The organism is Akkermansia sp. NBRC 115031 (genome assembly GCF_030268505.1).
Lineage (GTDB): Bacteria > Verrucomicrobiota > Verrucomicrobiia > Verrucomicrobiales > Akkermansiaceae > Akkermansia > Akkermansia massiliensis.
The window spans coordinates 20363-45269 of sequence record NZ_BSQU01000002.1; the positions used below are offsets into that span (position 1 = coordinate 20363).

General features: G+C 54.2%; 20 protein-coding genes. 8 read left to right on the forward strand and 12 right to left on the reverse strand.

What is annotated here, in order from left to right:
- Window positions 1-327: 327 nt before the first annotated feature.
- Together QSJ36_RS02790 and QSJ36_RS02795 are read right to left on the reverse strand one after the other, a co-directional pair.
- Window positions 328-4122 carry a glycoside hydrolase family 2 TIM barrel-domain containing protein gene (locus tag QSJ36_RS02790; protein WP_285466704.1) on the reverse strand — a complete coding sequence of 1265 codons (3795 nt, stop codon included), beginning with the start codon at window positions 4120-4122 and terminating at the stop codon, window positions 328-330.
- 139 nt (window positions 4123-4261) lie between these two features.
- Window positions 4262-5323 (reverse strand): lipid A deacylase LpxR family protein, encoded by a 1062-nt coding sequence (locus tag QSJ36_RS02795; RefSeq protein ID WP_285466706.1) that lies wholly within the window; start codon window positions 5321-5323, stop codon window positions 4262-4264.
- A gap of 123 nt (window positions 5324-5446) precedes the next feature.
- Here QSJ36_RS02795 and QSJ36_RS02800 point away from each other — a divergent pair, with 123 nt between their 5' ends.
- From QSJ36_RS02800 to QSJ36_RS02810, 3 genes are all read left to right on the forward strand, one after another.
- Window positions 5447-6262 carry a TatD family hydrolase gene (locus QSJ36_RS02800; protein WP_285466707.1) on the forward strand — a complete coding sequence of 272 codons (816 nt, stop codon included), beginning with the start codon at window positions 5447-5449 and terminating at the stop codon, window positions 6260-6262.
- 69 nt (window positions 6263-6331) lie between these two features.
- Window positions 6332-6820, forward strand: coding sequence for a LysM peptidoglycan-binding domain-containing protein (locus tag QSJ36_RS02805; RefSeq protein WP_022397927.1), 489 nt, complete (start codon window positions 6332-6334; stop codon window positions 6818-6820).
- Between the two features lie 30 nt (window positions 6821-6850).
- Entirely contained in the window at window positions 6851-7555 is a 705-nt protein-coding gene (locus QSJ36_RS02810; protein WP_146018286.1) for a L,D-transpeptidase family protein, read from the forward strand.
- A gap of 36 nt (window positions 7556-7591) precedes the next feature.
- Here the strand turns inward: QSJ36_RS02810 and QSJ36_RS02815 are convergent, their stop codons facing one another.
- From QSJ36_RS02815 to QSJ36_RS02850, 8 genes are all read right to left on the reverse strand, one after another.
- Window positions 7592-7726: a hypothetical protein gene (locus QSJ36_RS02815; protein WP_240454367.1), complete on the reverse strand. Its 135-nt coding sequence runs from the start codon at window positions 7724-7726 to the stop codon at window positions 7592-7594.
- A 357-nt stretch (window positions 7727-8083) separates the two neighbouring features.
- Window positions 8084-8362 carry a hypothetical protein gene (locus QSJ36_RS02820; protein WP_249298154.1) on the reverse strand — a complete coding sequence of 93 codons (279 nt, stop codon included), beginning with the start codon at window positions 8360-8362 and terminating at the stop codon, window positions 8084-8086.
- A gap of 155 nt (window positions 8363-8517) precedes the next feature.
- Window positions 8518-8793 (reverse strand): hypothetical protein, encoded by a 276-nt coding sequence (locus QSJ36_RS02825; RefSeq protein ID WP_285466717.1) that lies wholly within the window; start codon window positions 8791-8793, stop codon window positions 8518-8520.
- Between the two features lie 992 nt (window positions 8794-9785).
- A complete protein-coding gene (locus QSJ36_RS02830; RefSeq protein WP_146021134.1) occupies window positions 9786-10250 on the reverse strand; it encodes a hypothetical protein in 465 nt (154 codons plus the stop codon).
- A complete protein-coding gene (locus QSJ36_RS02835) occupies window positions 10247-10507 on the reverse strand; it encodes a hypothetical protein (RefSeq protein ID WP_285466718.1) in 261 nt (86 codons plus the stop codon). The genes QSJ36_RS02830 and QSJ36_RS02835 overlap by 4 nt, the downstream gene beginning before the upstream one ends.
- A gap of 152 nt (window positions 10508-10659) precedes the next feature.
- Entirely contained in the window at window positions 10660-11193 is a 534-nt protein-coding gene (locus QSJ36_RS02840) for an RHS repeat-associated core domain-containing protein (RefSeq protein WP_285466719.1), read from the reverse strand.
- Window positions 11194-11335: 142 nt separating this feature from the next.
- Window positions 11336-12055, reverse strand: a complete 720-nt coding sequence (locus QSJ36_RS02845) for a hypothetical protein (RefSeq protein WP_285466720.1) — start codon at window positions 12053-12055, stop codon at window positions 11336-11338.
- A gap of 22 nt (window positions 12056-12077) precedes the next feature.
- Window positions 12078-17864 (reverse strand): RHS repeat-associated core domain-containing protein, encoded by a 5787-nt coding sequence (locus tag QSJ36_RS02850; RefSeq protein WP_285466721.1) that lies wholly within the window; start codon window positions 17862-17864, stop codon window positions 12078-12080.
- Between the two features lie 449 nt (window positions 17865-18313).
- Between QSJ36_RS02850 and QSJ36_RS02855 the strand changes: the two genes are divergently transcribed.
- From QSJ36_RS02855 to QSJ36_RS02865, 3 genes are all read left to right on the forward strand, one after another.
- Window positions 18314-18511 carry a hypothetical protein gene (locus tag QSJ36_RS02855; RefSeq protein ID WP_285466722.1) on the forward strand — a complete coding sequence of 66 codons (198 nt, stop codon included), beginning with the start codon at window positions 18314-18316 and terminating at the stop codon, window positions 18509-18511.
- Between the two features lie 20 nt (window positions 18512-18531).
- A complete protein-coding gene (locus QSJ36_RS02860; protein ID WP_285466723.1) occupies window positions 18532-19371 on the forward strand; it encodes a hypothetical protein in 840 nt (279 codons plus the stop codon).
- 102 nt (window positions 19372-19473) lie between these two features.
- Window positions 19474-19914 (forward strand): hypothetical protein, encoded by a 441-nt coding sequence (locus QSJ36_RS02865; protein ID WP_022396128.1) that lies wholly within the window; start codon window positions 19474-19476, stop codon window positions 19912-19914.
- A 304-nt stretch (window positions 19915-20218) separates the two neighbouring features.
- Here QSJ36_RS02865 and dnaN read toward each other — a convergent pair whose 3' ends face one another.
- Window positions 20219-21319: a DNA polymerase III subunit beta gene (dnaN, locus tag QSJ36_RS02870; RefSeq protein WP_022396127.1), complete on the reverse strand. Its 1101-nt coding sequence runs from the start codon at window positions 21317-21319 to the stop codon at window positions 20219-20221.
- Window positions 21320-21799: 480 nt separating this feature from the next.
- On the opposite strand from dnaN, the gene QSJ36_RS02875 reads away from it, so the two are divergent.
- On the forward strand, window positions 21800-22513 hold the full coding sequence (locus tag QSJ36_RS02875) for a LamG-like jellyroll fold domain-containing protein (protein ID WP_102727872.1): 714 nt from the start codon (window positions 21800-21802) through the stop codon (window positions 22511-22513).
- A 91-nt stretch (window positions 22514-22604) separates the two neighbouring features.
- On the opposite strand, the gene QSJ36_RS02880 is transcribed toward QSJ36_RS02875, so the two are convergent.
- Window positions 22605-23510 carry a hypothetical protein gene (locus tag QSJ36_RS02880; protein WP_285466727.1) on the reverse strand — a complete coding sequence of 302 codons (906 nt, stop codon included), beginning with the start codon at window positions 23508-23510 and terminating at the stop codon, window positions 22605-22607.
- A gap of 330 nt (window positions 23511-23840) precedes the next feature.
- Here QSJ36_RS02880 and ribD point away from each other — a divergent pair, with 330 nt between their 5' ends.
- Window positions 23841-24896, forward strand: a complete 1056-nt coding sequence (ribD, locus tag QSJ36_RS02885) for a bifunctional diaminohydroxyphosphoribosylaminopyrimidine deaminase/5-amino-6-(5-phosphoribosylamino)uracil reductase RibD (RefSeq protein ID WP_102727874.1) — start codon at window positions 23841-23843, stop codon at window positions 24894-24896.
- The last annotated feature ends 11 nt before the right edge of the window (window positions 24897-24907 follow it).

Genomic DNA, 24907 nt, shown 5'->3' on the forward strand with positions numbered 1-24907 from the left:
AGCTTTCACCACCGTTAAAGCCTCCGCACGGGAATGCCTGTGCGGAGGCTTTTTTGCAGGCGGACGGCAGCCGCTCTCCAGGCCCTCCTTCATCACATCCTGCCGCCGGAGGAGCGCCGCGAGCCTCTGCGGCAACCGATTCATCATGCGGCTGGCAGCCGCACTGGTTTTCAGAAAACGCGCCCGCTGGCGCCCAGGTTCATCTTTAGTTGGCGCAAGGGCTTGCGGCGCTCCAACCAGGCTCCAAACGGCATTGCGGCAAATAAAACGCCCCGCGCACTCCGAAGAGCGGCGGGGCGTCTGTTCAAGCGGTGGAAACCGCAGGAGTTACTTTTTAACGGGGATGATGTCCAGCTCCGCTACGGCGGCGTAATCCCGTCCCTGCGTCTCACTGAGGGCGGAGAAGCGGAAATAGCGCGCCTTGACGGGTGCCTGGAACTTCACTTCCTGAAGGTCCGCGCTGTCCGGGAAGGCGCCCTTGGCGGCAGGCTGCCACTTCTCTCCGTCCGCGCTCACTTCCACGGAATAATCCTTCACGCGGCCGTTGCTGCTTCCGTCCTGGCGGGGCAGGTAGGTAATGCCGGAGAACTCCCGCTCCTTGCCCAGGTCCACGGCCAGCACGTGCGGGTGCTTGGTCACGGTCTTGTTGTACTCGGAGTGCCAGAAGGTGCCGGGATCCCCGTCAATGGCGAACTCGGCATCCGCCTCGCCCTGCTCCTGGCTGGTCACGCTCTTGACCGTGTATTTGTCCGTACGGGTCAGCATGGTCATGTCCAGCTGGGCCGCGGGCACGCGGATTTCACCCTTGTAGGACTTGGAGGTGACGGGTCGCATGAAGAAGGACAGCGGGTAGGGCTTGTTGGCCTTGATGATGTCCCTGCTCATGGGGCCGGGGCCGCAGGAGGCGCCCCCCAGGCCGCGCGTGGCGGAGGAGAGGACCAGCACGGTCTTGTCCGTCGTCTTCGGCAGCTCCACGGGGTGGTTCGCCAGAATCAGGTCCGTGGTGGTGTACGGAAGGGCGGAGAAGGCAAACGGGGCGCCCACGGAGCCGAAGAGCAGGCCCTGCCCCTTGTCATCCGTGACGGCCACCCAGCGGGTGTCTTCATGGTTGCCGCAATCCTGCGGCCTGCCGTACGGGAAGAAGGAATCTCGGGCCGTCGTCTTGTACACGCCCAGAGGCATGCCGCTCTTGCGGTCCGCATAGTTTTCCTCCGGCCCGCGGCCGTAATAGGTCACGTTGCCCATGTTCGCCGGCAGCTGGAGCTCATACCCCAGGCGCAGCAGCTCCAGGGGATTGCCGCGCGGCAGCAGCACGGACTGGCAGACGACGGTTCCATCCGGGTAGATGGTCCATTCCAGATTGTTGATGAAATGGGTGTTCGTGTCGTTCAGGGGCTGCTTTTTGGGCGTGATGGAGGTCTTGGTGTCGCCATAGCCGCTGATGTTTTCAGCCTGCTTGCCGCTGACCTTGACGGACTGCTTGACGGTGACGCTGCTGCCGTTGTCCACGGCTTCATAGCTGAGCAGTTCATGCTTCAGTTCACGGAGACCGTTGGCCATGCTCTTGGCCATGACGCCCGGCTCGTTGCTGGAAGCGGCGCGCAGGGCGTTCACCGCCATGGGCGTCTTGAACAGGGGCTTGCCGTTCACGGTGAACTGGGCCAGTTCTCCGGTAGCCGCGTCAAACTGCACGGAGAAATCCTTGCCGGACACGGTGTGCTTGTCCGCGCTGAGGGTTACCTTGCCGGCAGGAGCCTTGAACATGGGCAGGTCTCCCTGCACGGGAAGCTGGAGCTGGTCAAAAGCCAGTTCATAGCCCTTCCCGGCCCAGTCCTTGTCCTTCTTCAGCTTGTAGCCGATGCGCAGGGCGTATTCCGCTCCCGGCTTCCGGTTCTTCAGCTGCGGGATGTCCGGCACGGGCACCACGATCTTTTCCCGGGGCCCGGCTGGCGGCGTATCCAACTTGCCTTCCGCGACCACGTTCCCGTTCTCCGTCAGGGTCCAGGTGATGTCATACGGGGTCAGGTCCGTGAAGAAGTTCTTGTTGAAGATGGAAATCCTGCCATCGTCCGTCAGAGACGTGGAGATGTTCTGATAAACGTGCTTCACTTCAAAGTAACCCGGTTCCGGCGTGCGGTCCGCCAGGATGGTGCCATTGAACACGAACTGGCCGCTGTTGGGATGGTCGTTGAAGTCGCCGCCGTAGGCGAGCATCTTCTCCCCGTTCGGCAGGGTCTTGTACAGGCCCTGGTCCACCCAGTCCCAGATGGCGCCGCCCATGATGCGGTCGGAGGACTCGATGGCCTCCCAGTAATCCGCCAGGTTGCCCATGGCGTTCATCATGTTGTGCGCGTACTCTGAAATGTAGTAGGGCTTCGGGAAGTTCTTGTTGGCCGCCATGGAGCGCGTCCAGTCCACGGAGGGGTACTGGTTGGAACCCAGGTCCACGATGTCGTTGTTGCGCTCATAGTGGGTGGGGCGGGACATGTCCCTGGCCTTCACGATCTTTTCCGCGCTGCGGAAATTCTGGCCGGGCCCTGCCTCATTCCCCAGGGACCACATGATCACGCTGGGGTGGTTCTTGTTGCGCTCCACCATCGCCATGATGCGGTCCACGTGGGCCGGCATCCATTCGATGGGATGGGAAAGGGACTCCTTGCCGTAATAGTAGCCGTGAGACTCGATGTTGGCCTCGTCCTGCACGTAAATGCCGTACTTGTCGCAGAGGTAGTAGAAATAGGGGTCCGCGGGATAATGGGAGCAGCGCACATGGTTGATGTTGGCGCGCTTCATCATCTGCACTTCCTCCTCCATCTGCTCCGGAGTCACGTAGTGCCCGGTTTCCGGATGGCTTTCATGGCGGTTCACGCCCTTCACCTTCACCGGCTGGCCGTTCACCAGGAACACGCTGTCCTTGATCACCACATTGCGGAAGCCCACGCGGGAGGAAACCATTTCCTCCGTCTTGCCGTCACGCTTCAGCGTCAGCACCAGGGTGTACAGGTTGGGATCCTCCGCGGACCACAGGCGGGGCTTGGCGTAAATGCCCAGCAGGGAAGTCTTGAAATCCTTCATGCCGGTGATGCGCAGGGATTTTTCCAGCACGCCGTCATACGGCGCGTCCTTGGGCTTGACGGGCTCCACCAGCTTGCCGGCGGCGTCATACAGGGCCATGGATACGGTGCACCCTTCCAGCTTCTCGGTCGCCGGGAACAGGTTGCGCACGTCCACGTCCACCTGGAGACGCCAGTCCCCGTTCATGGTGCCGGGCTTGGCATGGTCAATATTCAGGGCCCAGTCCCTCTGGTCCACCGGATTGGTCTGCGCGAAAAAGTCGCGGATATGGACCTTCGGCAGCGCAAAAATGGAAACGTTGCGGAAAATGCCGGACAGGCGGAACATGTCCTGGCATTCCAGGTACGCGCCGTCTGAATGGCGGTACACCTCCGCGGCCACCACGTTTTCACCTTTCTTGAGATAGGGGCTGATGTCAAAGCGGGCCGGATTGCGGGAATCCTTGGAAAAGCCCACATATTGCCCGTTGATCCAAAGGTAGAAGAAGGAATCCACGCCGTCGAACTGCATGTACACCTCCCTGCCGTCCCAGTCTGCGGGCACTTCAAAGGTGCGGCGGTAGGAGCCTACGGGGTTCCGCTCCTTGTAGGACGTGTAATTCTTGTTGGAGGGCTCCTTCATCACATACGGCCAGGAGCGTTCAAAAGGATACGGCTGGTTGGAATAAATGGGGGTGCCGTAGCCCTGCGTCTGCCAGGAGGCGGGCACCTTGATTTCCTTCCAGTCCTTCACGTCGTAATCCGGCTTGTAAAAATCGGCCGGGCGGCTCTGGGGATCCTTGGCCCAGTGGAACTTCCACTGTCCGTTCAGGGACTTGCGCCACTTGCTGTTTTCAGGCAGCACTTTCAGGGCGGACTGCAAATCGCTGAAAGACGCAAAAAAGGCCGTGGGGGCCTCCTTGTTCAAATGCAGGTTCTGTTCCTGCTCCCATTCCAGCCCGGTGGGGGCGGGCGCGGGGGAGGAATCGCCCGGGGCTCCCAGGCCGCACATGGCGGAGCCTACCGCCAGCGCGGTACAGGATAAAAGCCAGGATCTGGTCGTTCTCATGAAGTAAGTATGTGTCAACGTTGGTATGCAAAAACGGATTGTCCTGTTACATACGAATCCGCAATTCTAATTCTAACAGCAAACTTCACCTTTGCAAGCTGCCGTTGCGTTTATGGACCGCCTGCGGAGAACGCAGCCGTTAAAAAGTATGCTTTAACTGGAGGACGCCCACGCACTGCATGGATTCCTGCTGCGTGTACTCCTTCGTGATGTAGTGCAGGCCGAACAGCAGTTCCGTGCGCTTGTACCGGAGGCCGAAGCCGTAACCCCATTCCCCCACCACGGGATACTTGTTCACGTACTCCGGAGAAGAGCGGAACACCGTGCCGTCCAGGTACAGGTCATGGGCTACGGCGCGCACGGCGGCGTGAAGATAGCCGTAATACCCCCAGTTGGCGACGTTCGTCCTGTTGTAAACGAAGGGCGGCGCGGCGCTGGTGGCCCCGCGGATGCTGTTTTCCGGAGACGTATTGCCCAGATTATAGCCGAAGCGGAAGGACATGCCGCCGCCCGCCTGCACCTTCACCGTGCCGGCGTCCGCATGCCAGTAGGCCAGGGCGTCCGTTTCAAAGCCGGAACTGTAGCGCTTTTCCAGTCCGCGCAGGCGGTAGTAGCGCTTGAAAAACAGATTGGCAGTCATCTCTCCGGGGAGCTGGTTGGACCAGCCGGGCCATTGTTCCATGCCCCACAGCTTATGGATGAAATGCTGGGAGCCTTTCGCCAGGGAATTCGTGCCCGTGGTGCCCAGCTGCAATTCCAGGGAATTGGCCCTGTCTTCATTCTTCACCAGGGAGGTGAGGCCCAGCGTCAGGTTGCCCACGTAGGGATGCTGGTTATAAATGGGGTAGGTAGCCTTCTGCTCCGGGGTGTACATGAGCTGGGTCAGGTCCAGCCCCCACTGCTGGCGGAGGTTGGGAGAACCGTTCATGCCCATGAACCGCCGCCAGGAAGAGGAAGCGTTCGTGCCCCCCAGCACCGTTCCCAGCATGCCGGAAAAGGTGTGGCTCCGGGACGTGGTGCCGGACATCCAGGCAAAGCGGACGCCGTTGGTATAATTATCGTCATCCCCCACGAACATGTCGTTTTCCAGATGGAAACTGATGACAGGGCCCTCCTGCGGCGCCTCTATCTGCTGGGTTCCTGCCTGAAGGGAAGCCACCGACAACAGGCCGGCGCACATGCACAAAGCCGTACAATTCATGCGCGGCAGTTTGTGCGTTTCACTTCCGCGTGGCAAGGAAAAATCAGGCATGCCCTGTGTTTGCACTTTTCAAAACCGGGAAATATCCACAGACTTCCCCTGCCCTGCCAGGGTTTTTACGCCATGATTATTGACACGCACTGCCATCTGGCTTCCGCGCAATTCGACCAGTCCCGCCGGGAAGCCTATGTGGAGCATGCCCTCCGGGAAGGCATCGACCGCATGATTACGCTGGGAGCCCGCCCGGATGACTGGGAGGCGAACACGGCGTGGGCGCGCCAATTCCCGGGCGTGGTCTTTTGCGCGCTGGGAATCCATCCGGACGACGCCCATGACGCGCCGGAGGGCTGGGCGGACCGCCTTTTCCGGATGGCGCAGGACGTTCCCCTGGCCGCCATCGGGGAAACGGGGCTGGACTACTTTCACGGAGCCCCCCGCGGCTGGGAGCCTGACAGCTTCCGACGCCTTCAGCAGAACCTGCTGGAACAGCACTTTGACCTGGCGGCGCGCCTGAACCTCAACATCGTCCTGCACACGCGGGACCGGAAAGGCTCCGGAAGCTTTGAAGACGCCCTGGCGATTGCCCGGAACCACGCGGGCCGCGTGCGCCCCGTGTTCCACTGCTTCATCGGAGACACGGCCCAGGCCGCTCGAATTTTTGACGAACTGGACGGCATGGTCTCCTTCACCGGGGTGGCCACCTTTAAAAACGCCCCCGTGGTGGCGGAAACCGCGCGATGGTGCCCGGAAGACCGCATCATGCTGGAAACGGACTCCCCCTACCTCAGCCCCGAACCCCTCCGGGGCCGCATGAACGAACCCGCCCACCTCATCCATACGGCCCGTTTCATCGCCGCTTCCAGAGGCATGGAACTGGATGAGCTGGCCCGCGTAACGACGCAAAATGCGGAAACCTTTTATAATCTGGACAAGGGCTGAAAAAAAATCCCGGCAATCCGCGCTAGCGCCTTGAAACCGAAATCATAAATTAGTATGAACAGGGCACACATGAAAGCGCCATTCATTTTTACCTGCGCCTGCGCTGCCGCGCTGGTGCTCCCCTTCTCTTCCTGCTCCACCCAGAATTCCTCCACGGCCGGCTATGACACTGCGGAACCGGCCAGCGGCGAAATCCCGCCGTGGATTGCGGAAAGCTCTGATCCCGCTTATGAATCCGGCCATTACAGCCCGGTGAAGAGCTCCTCCAGCTCTTCCAGTTACGCCTATAATCCGCCCGCCAAGCCTTCCGTCAGCAAGAAATCCCCCACGCGGAAAACCACGGCCAGCAGCAAATCCTCCCGCAGCACGAGCGCCAGAAAGAGCACCACGCGCAAGCCCGCTCCCAAGGCACGCACCTACACCGTGAAAAAGGGCGATACGCTGGGAGCCATCGCCCGCAGGAACGGCACCTCCGTCAAGGCGCTGAAGAGAGCCAACGGCCTCAAGTCCGACATGATTCACATCAACCAGAAGCTCACGATTCCGCGTTCCAAGTAATCCGGGGGGCCCTTCCCGGTTTCACCGCTTATGAAGCATCTCTTTCTTCTGGCCGTCCTCCCCGTGGTTCTCATGGGGTGGTCGTCCTGCACCCACTCCGGCAAGGGCCATACGGCCCTGCCGGATCCGCGCGCTGTGGACAAATCCGTCCCGGAATACAAAAACCCCTTCCATCCCTCCACGTATGCCCACTTCGTAGCCCGCAAGGACTACCGGAAAACGTATGACGTGTACAAGGATGACACCCTCCTGAACCGCAAGCCGAAGAAATCCCGCAAAATCTTCGTCTGCCTGGACGAACAGCGGGGCCAGTACCTGGTGGACGGCCTGGTTGCCATGGACTTTCCCCTCTCCTCCGGCGTCAAGGCCTACCCGACCAAGACGGGAGACTACACCGTCATCTCCAAAAAGGAAGACCACGCCTCCAACCTTTACGGCAAGATGTATGATGCGGAAGGCAAATGCATCAACTACAACGCCGAATCTACGGACCCCGTTCCGGAAGGCGGCCGCTTTGACGGTTCCCCCATGCCCTACTGGCAGCGGCTTACCAACGCGGGCCTGGGCCTGCACGTGGGGAAGGTGCGGCGCCATCCCATCTCCCACGGCTGCGTCCGCCTGCCCCGGAACGTTGCGGAAATTCTCTACAAGCAAACCAGCGTAGGAACGCCCGTCACCATCCAGAGAACGCCCCTGCCCGTGCCGGAAGCTCAGAAAGCTCCTGCTGTACAGTAACAAACAGACAGAATCCTGCTACAGCAAAAACAACTTTTACCGGACAGTCTTTTTCAAATATATTTCTAAAAAATTCGCTTCCTTTAGCGAATCCCTGTTAATCCACCTGCCGTCTGTAGGATGGTAATAGCGATAGTTGTAATAGACCAGAACCAATTTGTCATCGTTCATTTCGCTGAACCACTGCACCAGCTGGACGAGGTTGCCTGTACTTCCGAATGTCCCATAGGAGAGTAGTCATAGGCTATTTCCATAGTTCCCTGTCCATTGAATCTCCGTGACGTTCTTGGCAAAGTCCGTTCCGTAGCAGTAGAGGGCATTGTTCTGCACCAGGGCCAGAGGACGCGTGGCCATTGGTTCTAGAGGCCCTACAAAAGGGTCCGAAGTATGTTCCGATTGTTGAACATATCCAATGCCGCTAATTGCAATAACCACGGTACAGATAACGTTCATGGCTAATGACCATTCCGTCTCTGGTCACTTTCTTCATGTAGCGGCGTCCCATGGAGTTGTACCCGCATTCCACTACTATGCGTCACCCTCGCTGGTGAAACTCACCGCACGGTTGGCTGCGTTGTACACAGCTGTCCACACCCCCGTTGCAGTCTTGATCAATGTTTTTTGGTTGCCTGAAGCGTCATATTGCAGCACAAAGGGCGTTTCCTCACTTTCTTCAATGCGGGTGTACGGTTGAGTTCGTTGACCACGTAAGTGAGTTCTTCCGCTATTTCCCGCGCCGCCTTGCGATTGCCGATGTTGACGTGACTGTTCCCAAGGCGGCTCTAGTGAGTTCACTTCTGGCATCATAAGTGAAGCTGTCGGCGCGGACGCTTCCGTTCCATGTAGTTAACTATACATTCCTCGATGGCAGTAGTTTCTTCTTTCGACTTCTTAATTTAATGGAAAGGATATTCTGTTTATCCGCACAATACCCCTTAATTTGGATGGCGAGTGTAATAGAACTATTCCTCTATTTCATCATTATATAATTTAAATAGATAAAATTCAATATATCCTACCATTATTCCAACCGCTCCTGATAATATAAAAAAATAATGATGTTCATCGCATAAGATACGGTCCAGCATAGCGCCCATAATGAGTCCGATAATCAGTCCTAAAAAACAAGTTACCAGTTGATTTATTTCACTAGAGAAAATACGCCAGATTATCCAGCCAATTACAGCCAATATAAATGTTACTGGAAATGAAAATACAATCATTGAAAATCCAGCCATGACGGCATGGTGAAAATTAGATAAACACATGGAATGTCCGGCGCCAATAAGCCAAGGAGCAACCCCGCAAATTAATATGATATGAATTATGTTGTATATTAGTTGCATTGAGAATCATTAAGTAACATATTCCAACCAATATCATAACCTCCTTCCCGAAGTCCCAAAAAAGGAATAAAGCCTCGGCTAGCATAACAAGTCACATGGGCTTTTAGCCTACAGTTGTTTCTTTCTGAATAACACGAGCCGTCTTGACACTGCTTTTCAGCATTTACCAAGCAAAGGGCTGTCGAAATGACTGCAATTGAAAATTGGTATCTCTTCAAAAAATTAATACATATGGACTTTGCCTTGGCCGAATAAGGATCAAAAACCTTTGATGAATTTTGGCATGTGCATTTTGGTGCAGGTATAGAATAGTTACAAAATACTGATGCCAACTCATCTGGAGTAAGGGACTTATTAGGGTAGGAAATTCCGGATGAGAAATAGTCAGGTCAAATCCTAAGCCATTCTTGTCCCCGTTATTTATTGCGTTATTACTAATAAACCCATATAAATTCCATCCCCCTTCTTCGGCGATGGGATCGCGATTGATCCATCTGCCGTCTGCGGAATTGTAATAACGGTAGTTGTAATAGACCAGAACCAATTTGCCATCGTTCATTTCTCTAGACCACTACACCAGATGGAGAAGACTTCCTGTACTGCTGACTATTCCACACGGCGAATAGTCCTAAACTGCCGCAATAGCTACCGCCCATCGAAAACATCTGTGACGTTCTTGTTGAAGTTGTAAAGGACATTGTCCTGCACCAAAGCCAGGGAACGCGTGACTTCTGGTTCCAAAGGATTCCACAGCAACGAGTGGAGCATGTTCCGGTTGTCCAGCGTGTTCGATGCCGTTATTTGCCAATACCATAGTATTAAAACAAAATATTCCATCCATTATTAAAAAACGGTTTAGTTTAAACTAAATATTTATTTAACGCTTATTCTCTTTTAAGAAAATCTCGTATATTTTCGATGATGTATACTGTATCACTATCAGGAAAAACAAGTTCTTTTTTGTTTTTCCTTTCAAAATATCCTATGCCGCCGAATGTACCTTTTGGAGTATTGGTTGCACAATAGCTCAATTTTCCAAGATCATCTTTTTTTATAGGGAAAGATATTTGGATCTCATGTTTGCTTGTAACATTTATGATGGTTGTAATTTTTTGAGATTTATCATCGTACCGATAGACAAGAAAATTAATTTTATCTCCCTTGTTCATTGGTTTTACAACTGTATAAAATTCAAATAAATTTTCTCTTTCGATTATTTCTAATTCCACGTATGGACTCTTTTTAGAAAGAACCAATGATTTCGTTGTGTCAACCAATATAGGAGAGGCTTTTATATTAGGAACAATAAGTATTATGGATAATAAAATAATTCTTGCAATCATAGTCATTTTAACTTGTTCTCGTATGCTTTTAAACGTTGAGATAAAAAATTAATTCTTGTAGCAATTCTCTTTCTGCATGTCTTACTTATTTTCGGTTTTGTGAGAGATTCTCGTAAACACTTTATTTCTATTCCATGCGCTTTTATCTCAGATTCTATCAATTCTCGTCCATGAGTCGGGCTGACAATTCCTCTTCCTGCTGGATAAGGTTTTCCTTTGTCATCAAATGCTATTCTTGGGTTGGCAGCAAGGATGTCGCTCAAATGGCTTTGCTCATGTTTCATTAAGCAATCCAGACAACACTTCCTATCTATACTCCCTTCCGGAGCTTGACCCAGATAAACTTCCAGCCCACCTTTACCATCAGTAACTACGGTATTTATTTTAGGTGGCCTCGGACCTACTTCCCAAAGTCCTAATACATCCGCCCCTGTAACAGGTGAGTTATGGCAAAAAACATACAGATTGGGTAATTCAAAAGAAATATTCTGTTTTTTAACTCACTCTTCAAATATATTTCTAAAAAATTCTCTTCTTTTAATGGATCCTTGTTAATCCACCTGCCGTCAGCGGGATTGTAATAACGGTAATTGTAGTAGACCAGGGCGAGTTCTTCGTCATTCATCTCGCTGGACCATTGGACGGGCTGGGCTAGGTTGCCTGTGCTGCCAACTATCCCATAGGGCGAGTAGTCGTAAGTTGCCGCAACAGCTCCCTCTCTATCAAAAACTTCCGTCACATTCTTGTTGAAGTCCCATCCATAGCAGTAAAGAGAGGCGGCCTGCATCAGGGCCAGGGGACGCGTGGCCACCGGTTCCAGTGGATCCCACAACAGTGTCCGAAGCACGTTCCGGGTGTCCAGCATGTCCAACGCCGCTAGTTGCAGGTAGCCGCGGTACAGGTAGCGTTCATAGCTGACGACCGTTCCGTTCACCGTCACCTTCTTCATGTAGCGGCGTCCCTAGTAGTCGTAGTCGCATTCCACCACCGTACTGCCGTCCCGGCTGGTGAAGCTCATCGACCTATTAATATATTACACATGATCATTGAACTTATACAATTATCCAAGAATTGTAAATAAAATCATACTTTTACTTACTCAAAATAGGCAGATTAATAAATAAAGGAATATGGAGGCATTTTATTTCAATCCATTTATAAGGCGTAATAATTAACTTTAATTGTTCACTTTCTTTTGTAGTAAATACATGATATGAAGATACTTGTGTTCCGCCTAATCCAAAACTTATCAAACGTTCTTGTTTTGATTTGAGTTGCACGCCATCTAATGTTTTAAATTCAAATTTAGAAATTCCGATTAAATCTTTAAAAGAAAAAGAAATTTTATAACCGTCCTTTAACTCTTTTACTGATGTTATTTTTACTAAAGTTTCATCTAAATTAAATTCTTCATTATTTTTTATTTTTATTATTTTTTCTTTTAATGGAACTGTCTTTTGCGATGTTAATACAGTCAAAGTCCCATTTAATACTTTTTCCAATCCTGTTTTAAAAAATAACTTCACTTGAGCTATACTGCCATCTTCAGAAAATAGAAAAGAAAATGAACCAATAGCATTACATGGAACTGGCTCTTGATGATCATAAAGTGTTATTTTTTTTCCAAGACTAAACATTTTCCGATTTTTTTCTGAATCTGTAATATCTATTGTAATTTCTAATGTATCTTGATAAAATTTTAGGCCACTATATTTCACTTGGACTTCAGGAACACTTTTTGTTTCTTGGATATTTCCTAAAGAATAATTTATACATACAACACTAATTAATAAATATAATATATAATTCATGATTTCATCTATTTTATGCTAATTATTTTTCAAAAGAAAATGAATCACGTTTCGGGAACCATGCTTCCCCTTTCATGGTGATAGGATAACCAGAGACAGGAATCTCAGCTTCCTCACATTCACATGCTAATGTCAATTTTATTTTAATTTGTTTCGAAAATATCTCATCTTTAGGTCCAAAAATTCCAAGAGCTGTTACACCTCCACCAATTATATTCAGAGCAATAGTAATTGCTTTCCCCCCTGGTCCCGCAAAGAAACTTGCTACAGTGATAACTACTCCTGCAACCTTGAGAGGAGCATTCAAAATAGACTCTTTTAATCCCACTGCTGTGAGTACTATAATATAATCCACTTTATGATCATTATCATGATATTTTTCTTGGGAATCTAAATAATATTTAGAATGTTTAGAAAAAATCCCCGTGAAACCAATTCTAAAACTTTCTCGATCCATAGTTGGTTTTCCATTATCACTACATTGCGCCTTGTATGATCCCACAAAAGTATCAGCAATGCTTTCTTCAAAAATAATATTACCACCTATATTGAATTCTCCTTTACTTCCAAATATTAAACCCAATGAATCAATATTTTTTTCAGAATTATTCCCAACAAACCCATACAAATTCCATCCTCCTTCTGCAGCGATTGGATCGCGATTGATCCACCTGCCGTCTGCAGGATTGTAATAACGGTAATTGTAGTAGACCAGGGCGAGTTCTTCGTCATTCATCTCGCTGGACCATTGGACGGGCTGGGCTAGGTTGCCTGTGCTGCCAACTATCCCATAGGGCGAGTAGTCGTAAGCCGCCGCGATCGTTCCCTGCCCATCAAAAACTTCCGTCACATTCTTGTTGAAGTCCCATCCATAGCAGTAAAGAGAGGCGGCCTGCACCAGGGCCAGGGGACGCGTGGCCACCGGTTCCAGTGGATCCCACAACAGTGTCCGAAGCACGTTCCGGTTGTCCAGCATGTCCAACGCCGCTAGTTGCAGGTAGCCGCGGTACAGGTAGCGTTCATGGCTGGCGACCGTCCCGTTGACGGTGACTTTCTTCATGTAGCGGCGCCCCTGGTAGTCGTAGCCGCATTCCACCACCGTACTGCCGTCCCGGCTGGTGAAGCTCACCGCGCAGTTGGCCGCGTTGTAGACTACTGTCCAAATGCCCGTCGAGGTTTTGATGAGGGTCTGGTTGCCCGAGGCGTCGTACGTCGGCACGAAAGGCGCCTCCGCTTTTTCTTCGATGCTGGTGTACTGGTTAAGCTCGTTGGCCACGTAGGTGAGTTCCTCGGCCAGTTCCCGCGCCGTCTTGCGGTTGCCGATGTTGTCGTAGCTGTAACCGTAGGGGTCTGTTCCCAGAGTAGCCCCGGTGAGTTCGTTTCTGCCGTTGTAGCTGAAGCTGTCAGTACGAGTTGCTTCGGTTCCCCGCTGCTGGGTGCGGGTGACCGGGCGTCCCAATGCGTCGTAGCTCTGGCTGCGGGAGACCAGCGCGGTTCCCCCCAGACGGCAGCTTATGGCCACTGCCAGGTCACGGTGTTCTTCATAGGCAAGTTCCCGGACGATGCCGTTGGGCATCGCGAGGCTGGAGGGCAGGCTGCTTCCCGCCAGGTAGCCGTAGGCGAAGGTTTGTTCTTCTCCTCCGTGCACGATTCCGGCGCCGGCAAGCCTCCCGTTGGCTTCATAGCCCTGGCTTGCTTCCTGGAGGACGTCGGTTCCCTGTTTCAGGGTATAGCCGGAGGACCGGCCGTAGGCATCGTAGTTTTCCTGGAGCTGGCAGGAGGCGCCTCCTATGGTGATGCTATCGGTGTCCGGTTCGTTGTAGGGAGTGTAAGTGATGGTGCGAGAGCCTGAGGCGTCCGTCACCTGGGTCAGCTGGTTGAGGCAGTTGTAGGCGTACTGGATGCCGGGCGTGGAGTCGCTGTAGGAGACGGAGGTGTTGACCCCTTTCTTCAGATTGTAGCCCCAGGTGGTGACCACCCCCCGCGCGTCTGTGAGCGTGGATCTGAGGTTCAGGGCATTGTAGGCGGTGTCCTCATGCGTTCCGTCCGCGTAGGTTTTACGCGCCAACAGCCCCGTGGCTTCATCATAGCTCCAGGTGGTGACGTCTCCGTCCGTGCGTCCCGTGGGGTCGGTGGTGATGTCGCCCGCGTCCTCCCGGAAGGTGGTAAGGCTGACCATTCTGTCGGCTTCGTCGTAGCCGAAGAGCAGGGGCTGGGCGCCCGTTCCCCATTGCGCCGTATTGCGGCCCCGGAGATCGTAGTTGTAGCATGTCGTTTTCCCGAGGGCGTTGGTGACGGCGGAAGGCTGGTCAAACCAGGGATCGTAGGCGGTAGAAGCCGTGTTGCCCGCCGCGTCGGTAACGGAAACAGTGCGCCCGGCGATGTCGGTACGTGTCGTAATGGTGTTGCCCCGTCCGTCCGTGTTAGTGTAGATGATGCCGGTTTCCGCATAGGCTCGGGTCTGCGTGGAAGTAATGCCCGCGTGGTCCGTCTGCGTGGTAGTAAAGTCGTCGATGACCGTCGCGGTGGCCGTGACATTGGAAGTGGGGATGCTGCTTTTTTGCGTCCGCAGGGCGCCTGTTCCGTATTCGCTCCACTGTGTGGATATATTTCCTCTGGGACCGATGAAGACGGTTTTGCTTTCCAGCGTGGACGAGAGGGAGGAAACCAGCGTCTTCTGCGTTTCGCCATAGGTAGTCCCTTGGCCGTTGTTCCTAGTCGCCGTGACGACGCGGTAGACGCCGTCCTGCGCCTGTTCCACGCCGTAACTCCACGTGGTGATGCGCGAGTTGGACACGGTGGCCGGATCGGCAAGCTTCCAGGTTTCCTTGACCTTATTGCCGAAGTCGTCGTATTCCCACAGGGTCGGCGCCATCGTCGTAGCTGCGGTTTCCGCATCTGTCTGTTCCTTGGTCAGCTGTCCCTTGGCGTTATAGGTGTTCCTCGTGTAAATGACTCCCCCGATGGTGTTGGGCCGGCCCGTGCGCAGAATTTCCCCGGCACCGTTGGCGACGCTGCGCTGCAGTTCGGTTTCCGTTTCCCCGGAGACGGCTTTCGTGAAGGTCCGAACGCCGTCGGCAACCAAGTCGAGGGAATAGATGATATGCCGCTGTCCCGTGCCGGATTCTTCCAGGACCGTTCCGTCCGGCGCGTTGCGCGTGACGAACGTGGCTCCGGAGGGAGTGGTTTGCGTCGTCGTCAGACCGTCTTCGCTGTAGGCGTAGGTGGTGACTCGTCCCAGGACGTCCGTAGAGGAAGTTATCCTCCCCAGCAAGTCGTACTCCGAGCTTTCGCTGGTCGTCATGGCCCCCGTATCCCGGCGCGTAGAGAGGATGCGCCCCGCCGCATCCAGGGTGTAGGTGGTGATGGTTTCCGGCGTGATGACGGTTTCCCCGTCCATTACGGCGGAACGCGTGGTTTCCACCAGTTGGCGCGCCGTGTCGTAGGCATAGTCCATTCTTACACCATTTTCATCAATGTCCCACAACAGGCGCCCGTCGCACATCAGCTCGCGCTCCGTTATTCGGCCATTGCCCGCCGTCCGCTTCACCCACCTGTTCTGCGTGTCAAATTCATAGGAGGCGCTGTCCGTGAGCGCCCATTCCCCGCCGGTGAGCAGGGCGTAGCTTTCTTCCCTGACGCGCTGCCCTTCCGCCGTGATCCAGGTCGTGGTGCGCGTGCTCTGTCCCGGCACGGTTTCCCCGTTGACGCGCGTTTCCAACGTTTCCGTGTAGAGGGCGCCGTGCTCCGTCGTTGCCGCGTAGTCGTGCCAGGTTTGCACGCCGGTGAGGTCCCGGGTCATCCGGGTGCGTCCGCGGGCATAGACGTCGGGCGCGCCGGCCAGCCATTGTTCCGTGGCCGTCAGGCGCGTGCCCGTTACTCCCAGTCCGGTGACCCGCTTTTCCGTCCTTTTGACGTGATTGGCCGTCGTGTACTTGTAGGCAATGGTGGTCAGCGTCTTGACGTGTCCTTCCAGCGGAAGCAGGTCTACCGTTTCCGTGGCGGGTTCGTCGTTGAAGTCGGCTTCTCCCGAATAGGCATAGGTGTAGCGCGTGATGCGCCTGCCGCTTTCCGCCCACGGTTCGTCGCGGGAGAGCAGGCGTCCGTAGAGGTCATACGCGTAATGAATTTGGCTGCCGTCCGGGGCAGTTTCCGTCTTGAGCCGTCCGCACTGGTCGTAGGCGTATTGCGTGGTCTGGGCTTCCGGGCTTTGATAGCCTTCCACTTGAGTGAGCAGCAGATCGCCTACGTCCGTCGTTTGATATATGGAGCAGGTGCGCTCTGCCACGATACCTCCTTTGGAGATTTCCGTCACCAGCTGCCAGACCGAGTCTTCCGGTTCCAGCTCCGTGCGCGTGCGGATGGTCGTGACGGCGTCTTCCCCCGTGCCCTGCCGCATGTTCCACGCCAGGCCGTCGTTCCACCAGGTGACGGCGTAGGGCTGCCTAGCCGGCGCCTGTTCCGTGACGGTGAAGTGGCCGTCCGCGGAAAGGGAAAGGTTGAATGTTTTAAAGGGTGTCCCGGTGACCGTATAAAATCCCTGTTCGTCCGTTCCGGTGATTTGCCCAGGCGTGTAGAGCGCGATGATGTAGCCCGTGGCCGTGACGTTTTCCACGTTGAGCAGGCCGTCCCACAGGTTCCAGATTTGCCTCAGCGAGCCGTCTTCGGCATGCTTGACGTCCAGGTAGGATGACGCGTTGGAGATGACCTGCTTGTCGGTGGTGGTGTAGGAGAGGAGCGTTCCTGTTTCCGCCGAGAAGAGGTATTGGCTGCCGTCTTCCACGATCCAGCGAAGGCAGGATTGTCCTTCCACCGTGTCCAGCGTTGCCCGTCCTCCGCCCGACGTGTCCACGCCAACGGGCAGCACGGACCCGTTCATATAGCAGCGCATGGCAATCACCCGGTCTCCCTGCACCAGATCAAAACGCACTCCGGGTACAATTCCCCCTTCAGGCACGTCCAGGCGGCTGTTCAACGGATGGTTGTAGGCCAGTGAGGAGGGGCTTTCCAGGCCGGAGACACTTTCCTCACTCCTCAATTCCACCCGGCCCGCAGGAATCCCTCCCAGCCCCCTGAATGTTCCGAAGTTGCAGGACCAGTACATCAGGGTGGCCGTGCTTTCCGCACTCACACTGCACCCTGCGGAGGAATAGTTTCCCAGCGTGCTGTTGCTCACTCCCGCCGCGGAGCCCGACCGGGCCAGCGACGGGGAAGGCGGCGTTCCGCCGCTGTTATCACACGTGTCTCCCTCGCACGGGCACTTCTCGGGCTCCTCCTTGCCTCCCGGCTCCGTCGGCACTACGTCGATGCTGTAGTTGCAGATGGAGACGTTGTCTTTTTCAGGCTTGTAGTCGATGTTGGTCTGGTTGACTTCCCAAATGTAGGAGCCGGAGGGCAGCTGCGCCCCGCCGGTCCCCGTGTGGTATTTATGGCCGCCCTGCTTGCCTGCCGTCTGCGAGTCTTTCTTCAGGTTCACCTGCGCCACCACGCTGCCGCTGGAATCCTTCACTTCCAGGCTTCCCCAGTCGTCCACCCCCAGGAAGAGCGAACAGGTGCCGTAGAGCTTTTTACCGTCCGCTCCTTCCGGAATGGTAAAGTAACCGTGAGCACTGTGTCCATCCGCCGACGTACTAGGCGGTCCCACGGTAATTTCATCGTGTTCGTGGATTTCCTCGAACGGTAGCGGATCGGGCTCCGGAACGGCGCGCATGCCACGCGGCATGGGTTTGGCCGTAGAGCCGAAGTACCATTTGCGGTAAGCGGGGATGGAAGAAGGAGTGCCGGCAGAAGAAGTAGTTGGAGTATTCATAAGGCATTAAAGAACTGGGATTGATGATGAAATTAGAGGAGAGCAATCCTCCATGATCATTTTCCCAGTAGCATGATCCAGAGCCAGTGTCAATAAAGTTTATTTGAGAATTTTTGTTTCCCTATGAAACATAACGAATTTTTTCCCATCAAAAAATAATATAATAATTCTTACGCTCAGTACCTTCCTTTTACAGACATCAATATTATCTATTTGTTAGAAAAAAAATCCACAATAGGATGTCATTCCTGCTTGGCGCCAGTCAAATTCCTGTAAAAAATGTCTCTCCCATGGAGAAAGAATGGTTGATGATTCAGTAGTTTGTCTTTTCGAATTTGTCGCAACTTCTGAAAACCCTTAAACAAAAAATACATCTTTTCCGAAGTTTTTCTATGAAAACGGGAGGAGAAAGATTGCCCTCCATCCGTAGAACCCTTACAATTTTTGCCATGCCTGTATCTCCGGCGCGCATTCTGGAAGATTTGTCCCCCTTCTACCGGCAGGAGGAATTTCCCGTGCTTCTGCACCAGTGTGAAACGTGGGCGGAAAGCCGCCCGTTGGAGGGATGCCGTGTGATTGACGCCTCCCCGTATTCCGGAATACCTGCGCCAAATACGCCGCCCTGCTGGCGGCGGGAGCGGAGTTGACGGCAGCAGTCTCTCCGGTGATGCCCCACGATCCGGAAACGGTCGCGCTGCTGGGCAGGTATGGAATACCCGTGGTGGAGGCGGAACGGGCGGACGGACTCTATGATGTGGTGATGGACTGCGCCGGGGTGCTCAGCCATGTTCCTAGCCGCTGCGGGTATGTGGAACTGACCCGGTCCGGAGCGCAGCATTATACGCGCTGCACACAGCCCGTGTGGATGGTGGACGCCGGAAAAATCAAGCAGATAGAGACTTGCCTGGGAACCGGGGAAAGCTTTTTCCGCGCGCTGGAAGCGCTGGGAATTGAGAGTGGCCCGGGGCGGACCCTGGTAGTCATCGGGTACGGAAAAGTGGGCCGCGGAATCGTTCTGCACGCGCTCAGGCGGGGCTTGAACGTTATCGTGGCGGATGTGGAGGAAAAACCTCTTCCTCTGTCCTCCGCCTCATTCGTGCGCGCAACGGATGGAGAAGCTCTTACCAATACAGTCAGTCATGCCTTTTGCACCGTCACGGCCACAGGGCGGCGGCATGCCCTGTCAGGAGTGATTGACCCCGCTGTGACCCGCTCCTCCGGCGTTCTGCTGGCCAATATGGGCGTGGAGGACGAATGGGGGCCGGAGATCCCGAAGAACCGCCTGCTGAACGGAGGCCGCCCCCTTAATTTCATTCTGCCAGACCCTACGCAAATGTGCTACATAGACCCTCCCCTGGCGCTCCATAACCTGGGCGTCGTGGAGCTTGCCGCAGGCCGCGCCATGCCGGGCATTTTTCCGCCGCCTCCGGAAATGGAGGAAGCTTTCCTTTCCCTGATCCGCTCCCGCGGTTCCCTGCCGCCGGACATGCTGGACTGGATTTCCTGACTTATCATCTTGTCTTTGCAGGAATGAAGGAGTATCGTACAGAGTACGGCTGGGGGCTTCGCGTTCCCTGGCCGGCCTGACGTTTCATTGACTTCGCAATTCATGAACACTTATTATTCCTACCGCAGCTACCGGCTGGGAGGGAGACTCCTCGGCACCCTGGGGTGCGGCCTGGCCTGGGCATTCTTCGGGTCCGGATGGTGGAGCTTTCTCCTCGGCGCTCTTCTCTTGTTCCTGTGGCTTCCCGTCATTCTGGGGAGACCTTATTTTCTCACAATCACTTCCTCCTCCATCTCCTGGGGCAACAGCATTTCACGCAAGGAAATTCCATGGGAACTGATTGAGCGCATAGGATGTACGCCCGATCATGAATCTGAACCCGGACTGATGATTGAACTGAAAGACGGCCGTATTCTGGATGTGGAATCCTCCTGCTTCGGTTCCCTGCCTCCCGTACGGGAAGCCATTCTGCAAGCCTCCGGTTCCTATCCTTTCCATCTTGCTCCGGATTTGTTCGCCGATCCGGGGTTGTTGAGCGAATGACGCGGCGGAGCCTCCTTAGACCCGCTGCGGCACTCCGTGCCTTCCCTTGCGCCTGAACCGCACGTTCCCGGCGCCGGAAGGTGTTTATACGCGTTTTTTCCGGTGCCATGCCGGCACGCCTGTTTTTTATCCCTCCCCCGGAAACCACCGTCCGGTTTATTGACGACGGTGGAAAATGAAAAATGTTCCACGTAGAACATTCATGTGAATAACCCAGTCATCACTTTCATTTTCAATCAATAAAAAACAGGCGCCGTGACAGCACGGCGCCTGTTCTCGTATGAATGATTTTGTACCATCAAAATCAGTTGGGAGATCTCATTGGCATGAGCACGTACAGGAACTCATCACCTATCTTCAATACGCCCGGGCTCATTTCATCAATGAGGTTTAACGTGATGATCGTATCCCCGGCCATCGTCTTCAGGGGAGCCATGAAGAAATCCGGGTTGAAGGAAATGGAAAGCGGCCTTCCGGCATAAGTGATCGTCATGGATTCATGAGCTTCACCCACGCCTTCCGCGCTGGAAGCCACTTCGAGTTCGTTTTCACGGAAGTTCAGCTTGATGTTCGTGCTTTTGTCCACGGAAAGGAGGGACACGCGGCGCACCGTTTCCAGCAGTTCCCCGCAGGGCAGTTCAATGCTTTCCTTGCAGTCCGTCGGGATTACCTGGCGATAGTTCGGGTAATTGCCGTCAATCAGCTTGCTGATCAGCAGCGTGTCATTGATTTCAAAAGCGGCCTGGTTGCGGGTGAACCGTACGGTGACGGTCCCTACTTCATCCAGAAGGCGGCGGAGTTCACCAACGGCCTTGGTGGGCAGAATGGCGTCCAGTTGCTGTTCTTCCGGGAATTCCAGGGCGGTTTCCGCCAGGGCCAGGCGGCGGCCGTCCGTAGCCACCAGAGTCATCTTGCCGTTGCGGAAGGAAAGGGAAATGCCGTTCAGCACGTAGCGGGTCGTATCCGTAGAGATGGCGTATTCCGTGCGGCGGATGCAGTCGCGCAGCAAATTCTGGTCCACCTGGTACACGGTCGCCTGTTCAAAGGACGGCAGTTCAGGGAATTCGTCCGCCGGAAGGCCATTCAGCTTGAACTGGGAGCGGCCGCATTCCACAGTCGCCTGGTTGCGCTGGTTGACGTCCACCTGGACTTCTGCTTCAGGAAGCTCGCTGATGATGCTCACCAGCTTTTTGGCGGGAAGAGTCACGGTGCCCTCGCGCAACACGTTCGCGGGAACTACGCCGGTGATGCATACGTCAAGATCCGTAGCCGTAAAACGTACCTGGCCGTTTTCAGCTTCAATCTTGACGTTGGAAAGAATGGGCAGCGTCGTCTTGGAAGACACCACGCTGGCAACCTGTCTCAGACCGTCGAGAAATACTTGCTTGGAAATGGTAAACTTCATGTGTCTGTGCTTTTATCTGCCTCGCATCCTCTCACAAGTGCCTCCTGTGATTCAAGCCATTTCTCCGTCAAACCCTAATATTTGGCAGTATTTTTTTAAAAGCATACCATATGTAGTAATATGCTATTTCTCCGGGCATATCTTGCATGAAACGGTTTTTCAAATTATTTAAGTATTCTTAAAAGTCCGTTCTCCGGCGAACAATTCCCGGTTGACGCGCACGCGGATTTCGAATCCGGGGTCAAATTATTTTTTTAAGAACAAGCCGGTTAACAAAAAGAAAGATCACGGAAAAATAAAAGCATGAAAGGAAACATAAACAGCGTTTCTTCCGGATCGTGTATATGTTCAATGAATTTGCCGCTTTCCAGAGGAAAAAGAACGGCATCCGGATTCGAAATCCGCTACTTTTCAGCCAAGCTTCGGCGATTTTAAACAACAAAGACTTTCAGAATTTCTGTGAAACGTTCATTCATTATTTTGTCTTTACTGGTTGCGGGAGGCATGGCCCATGCGGCTTCTCCCATTTATTCCTGGGAGTGGACCACTGAAGGAACGCAAATAACTGCTCCCGGCTGGAACGGTTCATTCAATTATACAACCGGCAACGATTATGCCACTTTCGGCAGCGGCTCCGGCGGAGGCACGCCCTACAACTCTGGCATAGCGGGAATTTCAGGCAGTTTCACCGTCAGCTTCGACCTGAAAAACCTGAGTTCCACCAACAACGCCTGGAAAGACGTTTTCAGCTTGTATTCCAATGGAACGGTTTCCGGAGAATCCAACAGCATGGTACTGGAATTCAATGCTTCCGGGGAACTTTATTTTTACAACAAGGGATTTGGAGGCCAATCCGGCGGAAACATCAATACAGGCCTGACCTGGACGGACCTCCAGCAGGACAACTGGAACAATCTGAGCATCGTTTCCGATCTTTCCTCCCAGACTCTCTCCGTGTACGTCAACGGCACCCTGGCAGGTACGATCACCGGCTGGAATCCGTCCTCCCCTGCCCTGACAGGCTCCCAATTTGGAGCTTCCTTTGGAAACACCCGTCCCATGAACGGAACCATAGATGTCAACAACATCAAATTTTACGACGGCGTTGTGCTTCCTGTTCCGGAAGCGGCCACTGCTTCCCTGGGGCTGCTGGGCCTGGCCGCCCTGCTGATGCGCCGCCGCCGGAGCTGCTAAGCATTTGCCGTTATCCAGCAAGAGGCCGCATGCCGGGAAGGGTTCCCCCGCATGCGGCCTTTTCCGTATTCCGGCACTTCCGTCCCGGAATTCATGTTCCCGTGAATGTTTCCCCCGGCATGGTCCAGGCGCCGGGCGGAACCACCCTGCCCGGCAAAACAACGGTATTGGCGCCCAGGCGCACATGATCCCCAATGACGGCTCCCAGCTTGTTCCTTCCGGTAATTTCCAGCCTCCCGGCCGCCATCATCCTGTGCTCCCCGCCGTCATGGCGGAAATTGGAACACACCGTTCCAGCCCCGAAATTAACGTCGCTGCCAATGATGGAATCACCCGCATAGCTCAGATGGGGAATAAACGTCCCGTCTCCGATGATGCAGTTCTTCAGTTCCACCCCCTGCCCCGCTACACAGCCGTTTCCCATGGACACATATCCTCTCAAATGGCAGTTGGGCCCAAGACGGCAGCCATCCCCCACCCATGCGGAGCCCTCAACCACCACGCCGGGCATCACCACGGTGCCCTTTCCCACACGGAGACTGCCCAGGACGTAAACGCCCGGCCGCCCGGAAAAATCGTCTCCCTCCATTCCCTCCATCACTCTCTTCTGCCAGTCCAGCAGGTCCCAGGGATAGACGAGGCGCTCCACAGCCGCCTCCCGCCCGGAAAAAACACGTGACAGTCCGTTTCCCGGCCCTTTCCGGGCCAGCAGCCGCCCTTCTTCATTCCGTACTTCCCCTGTCCCGCAGGAAGCAAGCCATGCGGCAGCTTCCGGGGAAAAATCATGCATGGACACCTCTACCACTTCCGCCGCACTTTCCGTAACGGCGGCTTCCGGATTAAAAACCGCCTCAAAGCCCGCTTCCCGGAGCCGGGAGGCACAATAGGCGGCTACGCTCACCCCGGCCACGGAAAAGCCGCGGAAGGGCCTCTCAGGGCTCGTTGCGGGAAAGGTATGGTCCCTTTCCGGAATGTAAATCAATCTGGCAACCCTCATGGAGGAATGGTATGCTTTCTTACGGCGCTTCCGCAAGACGGAACGTGCGGCTCCGTTTCACGGTTCCACTTGCCAATAACCCTGTGAAAGGATAAGTTAATTAACTGTGAGTATGGTGTGAATAAGTTATTCAGATGTTATCCACATTTTTATGAACCGAATTTATTCACACTGGCGGATGATTTCAATCCATTCATTCCCAGGCGGTAAAAACGTTGTTCACACTGGGCACAGGGTAGAAGAAGAAGAAATTTAATATTGTTAAATCTAATATTCTTCAATCACACAACGTGATTGTCCTTTCTCGCGCATTCGTGCTACAAGGTCGGCATGAACACGGAAGACCAGGATACGCGCTGGATGAACATGGCCGTAAAACTGGCCGAAAAAGGGGTCGGGCTGACAAGCCCTAATCCCTGCGTGGGAGCGGTCATCGTGCATGAAAACCAAGTGATCGGCTCCGGTTTTCATGAAAAAGCCGGCCTGCCCCATGCGGAAAGGAAGGCTATTGCCGATGGAACGGCCAGAGGCAACGCGGCCCTGTTTGCGGATTCCACTCTGTACGTTACTCTGGAACCGTGCAGCACCACCGGAAAAACGCCACCCTGTACGGAAGCCATTCTGGAACACCATTTCAAACGGGTGGTTTATGGCTCTCAAGACCCCAATCCCAGACACCGCGGCGCCGCGGCTGATATTCTTGGGAGAGCAGGCATCCAGGTCACCCGCGGAATTCTGGAAAAGGAATGCGATCATTTAATCCGGGGATTCAGGCTGAACATGCTGGAGGGGCGCCCATGGGTGATCGCAAAGAGCGCCATGTCCCTGGACGGCCGCATTTCACGCAGTCCGGAACGGTCCCAGTGGCTGACGAATGAAAAATCCAGGTCTTTCGTACATACCCTGCGGGCTGAGTGCGATGCGATTCTTACCGGAGGAAATACCATGCGCCTGGACAATCCGTCCCTGACCATCAGAAAACCGGACCGTCCCGTTTCTTCCCTTAAGGAACAGCCCTGGCGCATTATCCTGACTCACAACGCCGCATCCATTCCTGCGGATTCCGTTTGCCTGACGGATGAATTCCGTGACCGGACCCTGATTGTAGAGAACGTTTCAAGTTATTTGGAATTATTAAAAAATCTGTATAATGAAAGAAAAACAGGGACTGTCCTGCTGGAAGCGGGAGGCTGCCTGGTCCGGGAATTCCTGAAAGCCGGCCTGGTGGATGAATGGGTGGGATTTTACGCGCCCATCATAACGGGCGGCGGCGCAGACGGCGTAACGGGTGGTTCATTCCTGGAACGTGAAGCCTTTCTTGAGCAGCCGGTTGTGAGCATCTTTGGAAGCGATGTGTGCATCCGGGGCGACGTAAGCTACCGGTAACGGGCACAGTC